At 44.2% G+C, this 11,677-nt stretch carries 12 protein-coding genes; 8 read left to right on the top strand and 4 right to left on the bottom strand.

Translation table 11 applies throughout. The annotated features are described in order from the left end of the window. Positions 1-86 precede the first annotated feature (86 nt). The 3 genes from K401_RS0101750 to K401_RS0101740 all read left to right on the top strand — a co-directional run bounded on the left by K401_RS0101750 (position 87) and on the right by K401_RS0101740 (position 2,914). Positions 87-1,469, top strand: coding sequence for a glycoside hydrolase family 1 protein (locus K401_RS0101750; protein WP_024291349.1), 1,383 nt, complete (start codon positions 87-89; stop codon positions 1,467-1,469). 32 nt (positions 1,470-1,501) lie between these two features. Then, on the top strand, positions 1,502-2,620 hold the full coding sequence (locus K401_RS0101745; RefSeq protein ID WP_024291348.1) for a type I phosphomannose isomerase catalytic subunit: 1,119 nt from the start codon (positions 1,502-1,504) through the stop codon (positions 2,618-2,620). A gap of 81 nt (positions 2,621-2,701) precedes the next feature. Next, entirely contained in the window at positions 2,702-2,914 is a 213-nt protein-coding gene (locus K401_RS0101740; protein ID WP_024291347.1) for a hypothetical protein, read from the top strand. Between the two features lie 23 nt (positions 2,915-2,937). On the opposite strand, the gene K401_RS0101735 is transcribed toward K401_RS0101740, so the two are convergent. Both K401_RS0101735 and K401_RS0101730 read right to left on the bottom strand, forming a co-directional pair. Further along, a complete protein-coding gene (locus K401_RS0101735; protein WP_024291346.1) occupies positions 2,938-3,195 on the bottom strand; it encodes a TfoX/Sxy family protein in 258 nt (85 codons plus the stop codon). A 79-nt stretch (positions 3,196-3,274) separates the two neighbouring features. Next, positions 3,275-4,168, bottom strand: a complete 894-nt coding sequence (locus K401_RS0101730) for an AraC family transcriptional regulator (protein WP_024291345.1) — start codon at positions 4,166-4,168, stop codon at positions 3,275-3,277. A 114-nt stretch (positions 4,169-4,282) separates the two neighbouring features. On the opposite strand from K401_RS0101730, the gene K401_RS0101725 reads away from it, so the two are divergent. Next, a complete protein-coding gene (locus K401_RS0101725) occupies positions 4,283-5,509 on the top strand; it encodes an MFS transporter (protein ID WP_024291344.1) in 1,227 nt (408 codons plus the stop codon). A gap of 57 nt (positions 5,510-5,566) precedes the next feature. Continuing rightward, entirely contained in the window at positions 5,567-6,025 is a 459-nt protein-coding gene (locus tag K401_RS0101720; protein ID WP_024291343.1) for a GyrI-like domain-containing protein, read from the top strand. 45 nt (positions 6,026-6,070) lie between these two features. Here K401_RS0101720 and K401_RS31680 read toward each other — a convergent pair whose 3' ends face one another. Then, positions 6,071-7,081, bottom strand: coding sequence for a hypothetical protein (locus tag K401_RS31680; protein WP_024291342.1), 1,011 nt, complete (start codon positions 7,079-7,081; stop codon positions 6,071-6,073). Positions 7,082-7,485: 404 nt separating this feature from the next. On the opposite strand from K401_RS31680, the gene K401_RS0101705 reads away from it, so the two are divergent. After that, positions 7,486-7,920 carry a DUF5684 domain-containing protein gene (locus K401_RS0101705; RefSeq protein WP_024291341.1) on the top strand — a complete coding sequence of 145 codons (435 nt, stop codon included), beginning with the start codon at positions 7,486-7,488 and terminating at the stop codon, positions 7,918-7,920. Between the two features lie 255 nt (positions 7,921-8,175). Here K401_RS0101705 and K401_RS0101700 read toward each other — a convergent pair whose 3' ends face one another. Further along, positions 8,176-8,823 carry a 4'-phosphopantetheinyl transferase family protein gene (locus tag K401_RS0101700; protein WP_024291340.1) on the bottom strand — a complete coding sequence of 216 codons (648 nt, stop codon included), beginning with the start codon at positions 8,821-8,823 and terminating at the stop codon, positions 8,176-8,178. Positions 8,824-8,975: 152 nt separating this feature from the next. Here K401_RS0101700 and K401_RS0101695 point away from each other — a divergent pair, with 152 nt between their 5' ends. Both K401_RS0101695 and K401_RS0101690 read left to right on the top strand, forming a co-directional pair. Next, positions 8,976-9,599: a TetR/AcrR family transcriptional regulator gene (locus tag K401_RS0101695; protein ID WP_024291339.1), complete on the top strand. Its 624-nt coding sequence runs from the start codon at positions 8,976-8,978 to the stop codon at positions 9,597-9,599. A gap of 328 nt (positions 9,600-9,927) precedes the next feature. Beyond that, a complete protein-coding gene (locus K401_RS0101690) occupies positions 9,928-11,676 on the top strand; it encodes an ABC transporter ATP-binding protein (RefSeq protein WP_024291338.1) in 1,749 nt (582 codons plus the stop codon). Position 11,677 lies beyond the last annotated feature (1 nt).

Raw genomic sequence — 11,677 nt, 5'->3', positions numbered from 1 at the left:
TTTAAAGCGGTACAAGTAGCCTTAAAAACAATGATTTCATGACACATCAATGTATCAAAACGTGAATTTGAATAGGAGAGATGAAGATGGATTATGTATTTCCAAAGGGATTTTTATGGGGAGGAGCATCTTCCGGTCCCCAGTCAGAAGGCGGAAGCAGCGAAGGCGGACGTGTAAAATCGGAATGGGATTACTGGTTTGAAAGGGAACCGGAACGGTTTTTTGACGGAGTAGGACCGGCAGTGACATCCGATTTTTATCACAAATATGAAGAATACATCAGGAAGATGAGGCTGGCCGGTGTGACTTCCTACCGGACCTCCATTCAATGGAGCAGGGTGATTAAGGACTGTGAAGGAACTGTAAACGAAGAGGGAGTGAAATTCTATGATGATGTGATCAATGAAATGATTGCAAACGGAATAGAACCCATGATGTGCCTTCATCATTTTGACTTGCCGGAGTATTGGGTGAAAAAAGGCGGATTTGAGAACAGGGAAACCGTTTTTGCATTTGCAAAATTTGCTGCTGTTTGCTTTGAGCGGTTTGGGGACCGGGTAACATACTGGACTACCTTCAACGAACCGGTCATCATTCCGGAAACAGGGTACTTATATCAGAGACATTATCCTGCAGTATGTGACGCAAAGAAAGCGGCTAATGTGGGATATCATGTTCAGCTGGCCAGCAGCCTTGCAGTGGAAGAATTCCGTAAAAGCGTCTGCAGGGGTAAAATAGGCATTATCATCAACTTAACGCCAACCTATTGTGAAAATCCAGAAAGGGAAGAAGACCGGAAGGCTGCGGATATTCTGGATCTGATCTTTAACCGTTCCTTCCTGGATCCATCGGTGAAAGGTGAATATCCGGAGGCATTGACAAAGCTGCTGAAGGAGGAGGGGATTCTTCCCCAGGTGATGGAAGGGGATCTGGATATAATCCGTAAAAATACAGTGGATTATCTGGGCGTAAATTATTATCATCCAAGGCGGGCCAAAGCCAGGACTACCCCTTATGAGGGACCGCTGATGCCGGAAAAATATTATGAGCCTTATACCTTTCCAGGGCAGAAGATGAACACTTCCAGAGGCTGGGAGATTTATGAGCCGGCCATTTATGATATTGCAAAAAATATTAAGGAGAACTACGGAAATCTTCCATGGTACATATCAGAAAACGGAATGGGAATTCAGGGAGAAGAGGAGTTCTTAGATGAGAACGGTGTGGTGGCAGATGATTACCGGATCGAATTCATCAAGGGGCATTTGAAATACTTACATAAAGCCATAGAGGAAGGTTGTAATTGCTTTGGATATCATTTATGGGCGCCCTTTGACTGCTGGTCCTGGATCAATGCCTATAAGAACCGGTACGGCCTGTTAAGGGTGGATATTTATGATAACTGCAAGATCACCATGAAGAAATCGGGCACCTGGTTTAAGGAGCTGTCAGACCGGAATGGCTTTTAACCGATTGATCAGGAAAATTGCGGAGGGAAATCATGGAAATAAGAAAAGACTGCCCCATTCGCCTGACAGGCTCCAGGGCCTGGCGGACCTATTTTGGGGGTAAACTATTGGAACAATTTCACGGGGAAAAGAATGGGGAAGATGATCATTTCCCGGAAGAATGGATTGCCTCTCTTGTGGCAGCCAGGAACGCCGGAAGGGAAGAATTGACAGAAGGCTTAAGCATGCTGGCAGACCGGCCGTCAGTGTCCTTGAAAGAGCTGATTGAATCAGATCCTGCCGGTTATCTGGGAGAGGAGCATGCCGCACAGCTGGGAGCAACCCTGGGGGTGCTGGTGAAGCTGATTGATTCGGCAGAGCGGCTGGCCGTTCAGGTGCATCCGGATAAAAAGAAGGCCAGAGAACTGTTTCATTCCGAATACGGGAAAACAGAATGCTGGCACATACTGGGCGGCAGGGAGATTCATGGAGAAAAACCTTATGTTTACCTTGGATTTCGTCCCGGTGTGACACGGGAGCATTGGAAGGACTGCTTCCTGCGTCAGGATATAGAAGCCATACTTCAGTGTCTTCACCGGTTTGAAGTACAGGAGGGGGATACCATTCTGATTGAAGGCGGTGTTCCTCATGCAATTGGTGCCGGCTGTTTTCTGGTGGAAATCCAGGAGCCGACTGATTATACCATACGGGTGGAGCGTGTGACCCCGTCAGGGTATCAGGTGGCTGATTCCATGTGCCACCAGGGACTGGGTTTTGAGAAAATGTTTGAATGCTTCCATTATGAAAATTTTTCAGAGGAGGAGGCCAGGAAACGGTGGTTCATTCCGGCAAAGCTTTTAAAAGAAGAGGGAAAAAACCGCCGGATCCGTCTGGTGGGATATGAAGACACCCCATGTTTTTCCATGGAAATGCTGGAAGTAAAAGACGTCATGAGCATGAAACAGAATGGCTGCAGCGCAGCTTATGTACTGGAGGGCAGGGGAAAACTGCTTTTAGGAGGAAAAAATGCCGGGCAGGAGAACGGCTGGCAGGAGGAGATCAGTCAGGGGGACCAGTTTTTTCTGCCAACGGGAACTGAGGAACTTCAGTGGCTGGCTGAAGAAGGAAGCCATTTAAAGCTTATCCAGTGTTTTGGGCCTGAAATAAAATAAAATGGAAATCCGTCCCCACCTTTGCTTAAGAGGGGAGAAAGAGGGGAAGATAAGAACAGGACGTATTTTGGGAGTAATGGGATGAATCTTATCTTTCTTATCATGGCCTGGCTGCCAATCCTGGTTGGAGCCTTGGGGATCGTTTTGATTTTTTATTATTTTTATCAGTGGATGAAGGGTTTCCGGCTGATTAAATACCGGCTGGCTGGTGAAATCTGCCTTTTGGCCGTACTTGCGTATTTTTTGGTGTTTTTTATTTTTGGATTTCTGGGCCTTGGCCTGGCTTCCGGTTAACAGGGGGCAGGCCGGGCCTTTTCTTATAATTTGTGAAAATTGTAAAATTCCTTTAATTCTTCCTTCCTCTTCTGAGGCAGGAGGCTTTTTTTAATCCCCTGTATGGCTCCTTCCAGGCCATAGAGACGGTGGATGCAGGCGGAGGAGTCCATGGCCTGGATCTTCAGCCAAGCCTGTTCTGTGCCTGTTTCCTTTAATTCTTCATAAGTAAAGATTCCGGTTTCATTTAACTGCCGTTCCACTTCTTTTCCAATATTCGGAAGCTTTGATAATTCTCCCATATGAATCCTCCTTTTTATAGCTGTCTTTTATTATAATAGCTCTTATGGAAAAGGGAGTAAAGGATATCCCTGAAAATGTTCATGAGTTTTTGGAACTGTTTCGGTGTTTTCTGGGGGTGATATGAAATTCTCTTTTAAACAGGCGGTCAAAATAGCTGGTGCTTTCAAATCCGGTATGCTCCGCAATGTCGGTAATGGAACGGTCCGTGTGAAGAAGCAGCTTCCAGGCCTGATGGAGCCGGTATTTATTTAAGTATTCCATAGGGGATAAAGGGACCGAGCAATGAAAGCAGCGGAGGGCTTCCCGTTTACTTACGCCCACTGATGCGGCGATGTCCTCCAGGGTGATTTTTTTTCGGTAGTTTTCCTCAATAAAACAGGTCATGCCCTTAAAACGGGCCTGAGAGATCCTGGTTATTCCCGTATTCTCCATGGTGGGAAATTCCTGTCTGTGTTCAAACAGGCTTTGCCAGACCTGGCAGACCAGGGTATGGGCTTCCAGCTCCCAGGCCGGTCCGGGATGTTCACATAAGTAATACAGCCTTATAAGAGAGAAGAGAACGTCTTTCTGCCAGGGAGTGTTACTCTTCAGCACAAAGTGGGAAATGCCTGAGGTGAGAAAGGGAAGGAGGTATTTTTCGTGAATGGAGCTGCTTTCCGGTGCAATGAAATCAGATGCAAACAAAACGTTTGGGATGACCGCTGTTCCGGCTGAGAGAAAGCGGTGAATGACGCCGGAATTGATGAATATCCCATCTCCGGCTTCCAGTATGTGATTGATGTTTCCCACGGAGCACTGGAGGATCCCTTCTGTTACGGATACCAGCTCAAATTCCTTATGCCAGTGCCAGTCAATGCATTGGTTATCAAATTTTCCTACATCCTCGTAATAATATTGAAAGGGAAACGTGGAGGAACCGTGGGGGACAAGCTCCATCATGGATTCGTCGGTGAGTATTTTCGTGCTTTGCATAGAGCATTCTCCTTTGCTTGATTGGCTAGATTGTATCATAAACTGGCGGTAATTTACAAGAATTTCAAAAAAATATGCGGTATAATACAAAAAAATAAACAGCAGGTGATTACAATGAATAAAGATTATACCAAAACCGTCCATGCCTGTTTTTTGAGCTATATCGTACAGGCGATCATTAACAATTTTGTTCCCCTTTTGTTTCTGACATTCCAGTCCGAGTATGGCATTTCCTTATCCAGGATCACCATGCTTGTGACCCTTAATTTTGGAATCCAGCTGTTGGTGGATTTATTGTCAGCAGGTGTGATTGACCGGGTAGGATACCGTGCTTCCATGATAACGGCACACGTATTGTCGGCAATCGGACTGATCTCTCTGACTGTTCTGCCGGGATTGTTTTCCCAGGCATGGATGGGCCTTTTTATCTCAGTGGCCATCTATGCGGCAGGAGGCGGACTTTTGGAGGTTCTTGTAAGTCCTATTGTGGAAGCCTGTCCCACAGACAACAAGGAAAAAGCCATGAGCATGCTTCATTCCTTTTATTGCTGGGGCCATGTTGCCGTTGTCCTTGTATCCACCATATTTTTCGCCGTTGCCGGATTGAAGAGCTGGAGGCTTTTGGCGCTTTTTTGGGCCCTGGTTCCCGTTGTCAACATGATCCTGTTTTTTAAGGTGCCCATTGCTCCTCTTGTGGAAGAGGATGAAGGTCTTTCCTTAAAGGCCCTTATTGGAAAACGGATATTCTGGGGATTCATGCTTCTCATGATATGTGCCGGGGCCAGTGAGCAGGCGGTAAGCCAGTGGGCGTCTGCATTTGCGGAGAAAGGGCTGGGAGTGAGCAAGGCCGTAGGAGATCTCACGGGTCCCATGTTTTTTGCCGTAATGATGGGAACCTCAAGGGCTGTTTATGGAAAATACGGGGAAAAGGTAAATTTGAAAAAGACGATGATTGCAAGCGGGATTCTTTGCATAGGCTCTTATTTTCTGATTTCCCTTTCGCCTTTTCCGGCTTTGGGCCTTTTGGGCTGCGGGCTGTGCGGCTTATCCGTGGGCATCATGTGGCCGGGAGCCTTTAGCATGGCCTCTGCTTCTTTGCGGGGGGGAGGAACCGCAATGTTTGCATTTCTGGCGCTGGCAGGCGATTTGGGCTGTTCCGGGGGACCTTCCTTTGTAGGCATTGTTTCCGGGTATTTTGGGGATAATTTAAAAATTGGAATATTAGGAGCTGTCCTGTTTCCCGTTATTCTGGTATTCATCCTGATCCGCTTTTATAAATCAGGCAAAGAGACAGAAATTCTTATGAAAAATAATGGAGAGCAGATGAATTGTGACATATAGATGTCATGTTCCATATGCTACAATCGGCTTACCATATGAAGAAAAGAGGTAAGCAGAATGGATTTTGAGAAGGTTTTTCTAAAGGAAAAAAAGGCAGTGGGGCTGATGGCCCGGACAAACAATGGATCACCGGACATGGGAAATGTGATCGGGGGCATGTGGGAGAGCTTTTACGGCAGGGGGGTTTATTCTGCCATTAAAAATAAGAGCAATAACAAGGCTCTGGGAATTTATACGGATTATGACGGGGCGGAAATGGATGATTACAGCGTAATAACAGCCTGTGAAGTAGAAGCTGCAGATGACATTCCCGAAGGCACGGTGGCAAGGACCATTCCGGATGGGACGTATGCCAAGTTTGTGGTAAGAGGAAACATGGTAAAGGCGGTAGCAGAATTCTGGCAGGAGCTTTGGAAGCTGGATCTGCCAAGAGCCTTTGTCTGTGATTTTGAGGAATATCAGAACGAAGACATGGAGGATGCGGTTATCCATATTTATATCGGTTTAAAGGATTGATGAACAAAAAGGAGGGAGCCGTCTGCGGCTTCCTCCTTTTTGTTATTAATAGATGACTTCTTCAAATCCTTCTGTGGAAGGAAATTCAATGGAAACGGCTTTTCCCGGATCCTTATAATTTAAGTTTATATTCATGACCAGGTCCATGGTTTCTTCGTCTTCGGTTATCGTTGTGTATATGGAAATGACTTCCCTGGAAAAGTAGCCTTCCGGGCTGATGAATGCCTTTCCGTCAATCCGGTTGATCTTATAATCAGAATCAGAAAGGGAAGGCCATATCCCGTCATAAACATTGGTGAGATATTTTTCTAAGCCTTCTGTCTTGCTGGAGTACATGAGGATCTTATTCCCTCCTTCTCCGTCTGCAATCTGTACATTATCAAGGAATGCCCCAAACTGCCCGGTCAAGCCTCCCAGGGTGAGGTTTCTGGTCATATCCTCATGTCCGATTTTCATCTTGTATTTATCATACTCTCCCATGTCGGAATAATAGCAGCCGTTGGTGTAGAAGGAAGTTTCTGATTTACGTATTCCCATCATATCAATATCGGTCTGGGAAAGAAATTCCATACCAGGAGTGTTTAAGTCATGATATTTTAGCTGCATGTTCATGGTGATAGGTATCTCCAGCCAGTCATAGTAAAAATTCATCCCGATATCTGCGGAGATATCCAGACCCGGCAGTCCGGAGCTTTTTTGGTCTGCTTCCTGGTAAAGCTCCAGCCCTTTCCGGTTCATGTTCCGTGAGGCAGACGGGGATGAGGCCCTTTGACGGACAACGCCCTCATCGGTCCATGCACCGGATTCATTGACAATGCTGCCGTCAGGGGCAGTGGTTCCGGTCAAAAGATAGCCGTTTTCATCGAAATAGTAGCATTCTGCCATGCCATCCCCATCGGAATCGATCCATTTCCATGTGGAGGAGGGGTAGGATTTATCGCTGTCCTGCCACCACCAGCCATGGCCGTCCTGCTTCCAGGCTCCCGCATGGGCGGTTAATGCCATGGATACGGACAGAAGGGCTGCGACTGCAAATAATTTTATGATTTTTTTCATGAAGTTTTCATTCCTCCTGTTTGTTTTGTTCACCCTGAAAGGGAGAAAAGAACCGGACAATGTTTCCCATGCCTGTACTTATTCATCCACTATACCATATTTTGGTAATTACAGCAAGAATATGACACACCATGTATCCGATAAGTGTTTTGATGTACCCAATGCCAGTTGATGAGCAGAATCAGGCATGTTAAAATATGTGGTAAATGGGAAAAAAAGGAGAAAAGTAATATGTACGGACTGACAAGTAATCTGGTAAACATACTGTTTTTTGTGGCAGCAGGTATTGCAATTGCCACGGCTATCATAAAAAAGAGAAAGAAGTAACAGTGGATAGCCGGTATTACCGGGTAATGAGATGACTAATGAATAATAACTAGAAAAGATATATGGAGGAATTGAGTGTGTATAGTGATTTGTATGCTTCTTTAGCTGTATTTGGTATTTTTCTTTTAGTATTTGGTTTAGGTGCTTGTATTTTCTTTATTGTTACCAATTGGAGAATTTTTTCAAAAGCCGGCAAGCCAGGCTGGGCGGCTTTGATACCAATTTACAATATTTATATTTCGTCTGATATTGCTTTTGGAAATATAAGCTATTTTGTTGCGGTAATGATCTTATGGGTAGTTTCTATGATCGGAGGATTTGCAGAAGTTGGATTTTTAAGCAGTCTTGCAGGGCTGGCTTCCCTGGTTTTATATATTATCTACTGTGTCAAGATTTCCAAGGCTTTTGGAAAGGGCGGCGGGTTTGCAGTTGGCTTAGTGCTGCTGCCGTTAATATTTTTCCCAATTCTGGCATTCGGCAGTGCCGAGTACATAGGACCGCAAAATAATTAAGGTTTCCAGGCGGTGTCCTTTTTTTATCATATGAGGCAGCAAAGCGGATTGCGAATATCCGCTGGACCATGAAATAACCTGACAAGAGAGGCGGTTGATCCCCTCTCTTTTTTTGTAATTGGAAAATTCTTTGGCCCCTTTTTCCCCTGCCTTCTGTTGGATTCCTTAAGTATCAATGATTCCTCACACATAGGTACTTGATTATTTTGGAAAAATTCAGTACACTAAATTCGAAACGGAACATGTTGCTTTGTATTAAGACTGAAAAAAGTTCAAAATATCTGTTTCCGTTATGTTATGCCTTATGATTTTACCGATCGTATCACTGCATATCGTGCAAAAGTAATCACCTGCCTGGTAGCTGCAGTAATCCACCGGAAGCATCCGTGTATTAATAAGGCTGGGATCTTGGATAAAACCGGTGCCGGTCTTTTTTAGATAAGCTTCTTTTTTTGTCCATATCTCATAAAACTTATGCACGTTTGTATTTATTGAAGCGGACTCAATGTAAGATATCTCATCCGGATGGAAGACTGTTTCCATAATTTCAAATGGAGGGGGATTAAGTTTTTCAATATCTGCCCCCACCGGCTGATGATCGGATATACAAAGTAAAATACAACTCCGGGTATGAGATAAATTAAAGTACAAATTTTCTGTGTTTGCCAAATAAGGCTTTCCCATTGCTTCATAAGCTATTTCCAGTTTATCTGCGGGAACTCCCATTCGTCTGCTCACGACCATCCGCGTCAGCAGCGCTGCATACAGAGACAGCAGGCGGTCGGAAAAAAAACGGTACCTTAGTATTTTTTCTTTTCTTTCGTTCGGGACAAATTGCAGTAAATGTTTTTCCTCATGGGAAAATACAGATTTGTTAACTTCTAAATGATAATTCTCAATCATGGAATCCTCCCAAGGAAAATCATGTTTTTATGTTATATCGTATCATTTCAGGACAATTTGTCAAATTATTTTTTAAATTTAAGAATAAAAATTAAAGGGTATTCTGTAAGCAAAATGGGGCCCTGAAAGGAAATGAAATTTGGAGGCAGCCAATGAGACCAACGAATGAAAAATTAAAACAAGCCATTTTGGATGCAGGGAAGCAGGAATTCTTAACCCAGGGGTACCAAAAAGCATCCATGCGGAACATCGCAAGATCGGCAGGGGCCACAACCGGTGCTGTTTATATTTATTTTACTGATAAACAGGCACTGTTTCACGCACTCGTATCAGAGGCTGCTGAGCAGCTTGAGAATCGGTACAGAGATCAGCAGCAGGAGTTTTGGGATCTGGATGTGGATCATCAGATCGAAAACCTGGACCAGCTTGCGAAACATGACCAGAATTGGTTAATTGAATATGTTTATGACCACTTTGAAGAGTTTAAATTGATTTGCTGTTGTTCCGCAGGAACGGTTTATGAGAATTATATGGATCAGCTGGTTCAAATTGAAGCAGAAGCCAGCCTGACTTTTATTGAGCGGCTTCAATCGGAAAGAGGAAAGCAGTTAAGGATCGATAAAGAGCTGGTTCATATTGTCTCCAATGCTTTGTTTTCTGGTATTTTCGAAACCGTAATTCACGATATGCCGCGGGAAAAAGCCAGAGAATATATTGAGCGGCTGTATGTTTTTTATGAAGCCGGGTGGTTTAAGCTTCTGGATATAGAATTATAATCAGAGCAATGCATCCTGATTCCCGGTGAGGAACGTAATATTTTATGATCTGCATTCCAGAGAATAGAATATTACGTTCCTTTTTGCTATCATATAGAAGATAGAAAGACATCCTTTTACATGTAATTTCCATACCTGCCATAATTTACCTTGACAAAAGCCATAATTGGAATTAAAATATCAGTGTTATCTAAAGAGTTTAAAGTTCGGAGTATCTGACTGCTCCGCTTTTTAACACCCTAAGGTTAGTTGTATCTAACTGCATGTTTTATGATAAATATCTCATTGCATGCCTAATAGGGGAAAGAGATAGGAAGGAGTCTTTTTTATGGAGGATTACGAAAAACAATCTTCAGCCAGTATTTTGATGGAATGGGGAAAAAAATATCAATCACAGTTCATTCTGTCAATTTTTTTTGCAGTGATCGGAGTCGCAGGAGGAATTGTCCCATATTTTTGTGCGGCTCAAATGGTAGGCGGGCTGTTGGAAGGGAATGATGACTTTCATTTTTATGTTACATGGTGCGGGACAGCGCTGGCAGGATATCTGGTAAAAATCATATTTTCCTGTACTTCCACGTCCATATCCCATAAAGCCACATACAGATCGCTGAAGGATCTGCGGATCCGTTTAATTAAAAAACTGACACGGCTTCCCATGGGAACCATATTGGACACCCCTTCCGGGCAGTATAAAACGGTCATAGTAGAGCGGGTGGAAGGCATGGAACCCACATTGGCCCATCTGATTCCGGAGATGACCGCGAACCTATTGATTCCCATTTTTATTTTCATTTATCTTTTTATATTAGATTGGAGGATGGCATTTATCTCAATCATCACACTGATTGTGGGAATGGCTGTTATGATGTATGGGATGAGAGGATATGCCAAGCGGTATGAAGGGGCGGTCCTTGCAGGCCGGAAAATGGTAAATGCCATTATCGAATACATCAACGGAATAGAAGTGATCAAGACCTTTAACCAGTCAGCCGGATCCTATAAAAAGTATGCTGATGCCGTATCCTATAACGGAAATTACTATATTGACTGGATGAGAGATAATCAGAAAACAATGTGTGCATATCAGGCCATACTTCCGGCCAATTTACTGACGGTGCTGCCGGCCGGATTGTATTTCTGGGCCACAGGAAGTATTGCTTTCCATGAACTGCTGACGATCATCATCTTAGCTCTGGGCATTATCGGGCCCATTATGGCTGCCTTCACATTTACAGATGATATTGCGGTGCTTGGTGCCAATGTTGCAGAAATTAACGATATTTTAAATGCCGGGGAACTGAACCGTTCAGAAACTGATGCAATATTGGACGGAAGTGATATTCAGTTAAACAATGTATCTTTTACATATGGAACGGGCAATGAACAGGCTCTTGATCATGTCAGCTTAAGGATTCCTGCAGGGACAATGACGGCACTGGTAGGCCCCTCTGGTTCCGGAAAATCCACTCTGGCCAAATTGATTGCCGGCTTTTGGGATGTAACAGAAGGTGAAATTCATATCGGCGGTGTTGAGATGAAACAGATTCCTGTGTCGCAGCTTAATTGTCAGATTGCTTACGTTTCACAGGATACGTATTTATTTAACCGCAGCATCCGTGAGAATATCCGGATGGGCAATTTGAATGCATCGGATGAAGAGGTGGAAGAAGTGGCAAAACGAGCCGGCTGTGATGAATTTATCCGGAAACTGGAACATGGCTATGATACCCTGGTTGGAACGGCCGGAAGCAGTTTGTCCGGCGGCGAGCGGCAAAGAATCACCATTGCCAGAGCAATGCTTAAAAATGCCCCGATTGTAATTTTAGATGAAGCTACGGCAGCAATGGATCCGGAAAATGAAGCTGAAATTCAAAGAGCACTTTCTTCCCTGACCAAAGGAAAGACATTGATCATAATTGCCCATCGTTTATCCACAATTGTTGATGCGGATCAGATTGTTGTGGTAAACCATGGCAGGATTGAAGCGGCGGGCAGGCAGGATGAGCTGCTTCTTCAGTGCCCTCTGTATCAGGAAATGTGGAATGCACATATGGATGTCAAGGATCAGGCGTAGA

This window comes from Lacrimispora indolis DSM 755 (assembly GCF_000526995.1).
GTDB classification, from domain to species: Bacteria; Bacillota; Clostridia; order Lachnospirales; family Lachnospiraceae; genus Lacrimispora; species Lacrimispora indolis.
Note: the sequence above shows the minus strand (reverse complement) of the source record. Positions and strands in the feature narration are given on the sequence as shown.

Excerpts from the sequence above, each read along its gene's own strand:
- K401_RS0101750 (WP_024291349.1), top strand. The coding sequence starts at position 87 with ATGGATTATGTATTTCCAAAGGGATTTTTATGGGGAGGAGCATCTTCC.
- K401_RS0101745 (WP_024291348.1), top strand. The coding sequence starts at position 1,502 with ATGGAAATAAGAAAAGACTGCCCCATTCGCCTGACAGGCTCCAGGGCC.
- K401_RS0101740 (WP_024291347.1), top strand. The coding sequence starts at position 2,702 with ATGAATCTTATCTTTCTTATCATGGCCTGGCTGCCAATCCTGGTTGGA.
- K401_RS0101735 (WP_024291346.1), bottom strand. The coding sequence starts at position 3,195 with ATGGGAGAATTATCAAAGCTTCCGAATATTGGAAAAGAAGTGGAACGG.
- K401_RS0101730 (WP_024291345.1), bottom strand. The coding sequence starts at position 4,168 with ATGCAAAGCACGAAAATACTCACCGACGAATCCATGATGGAGCTTGTC.
- K401_RS0101725 (WP_024291344.1), top strand. The coding sequence starts at position 4,283 with ATGAATAAAGATTATACCAAAACCGTCCATGCCTGTTTTTTGAGCTAT.
- K401_RS0101720 (WP_024291343.1), top strand. The coding sequence starts at position 5,567 with ATGGATTTTGAGAAGGTTTTTCTAAAGGAAAAAAAGGCAGTGGGGCTG.
- K401_RS31680 (WP_024291342.1), bottom strand. The coding sequence starts at position 7,081 with ATGAAAAAAATCATAAAATTATTTGCAGTCGCAGCCCTTCTGTCCGTA.
- K401_RS0101700 (WP_024291340.1), bottom strand. The coding sequence starts at position 8,823 with ATGATTGAGAATTATCATTTAGAAGTTAACAAATCTGTATTTTCCCAT.
- K401_RS0101695 (WP_024291339.1), top strand. The coding sequence starts at position 8,976 with ATGAGACCAACGAATGAAAAATTAAAACAAGCCATTTTGGATGCAGGG.
- K401_RS0101690 (WP_024291338.1), top strand. The coding sequence starts at position 9,928 with ATGGAGGATTACGAAAAACAATCTTCAGCCAGTATTTTGATGGAATGG.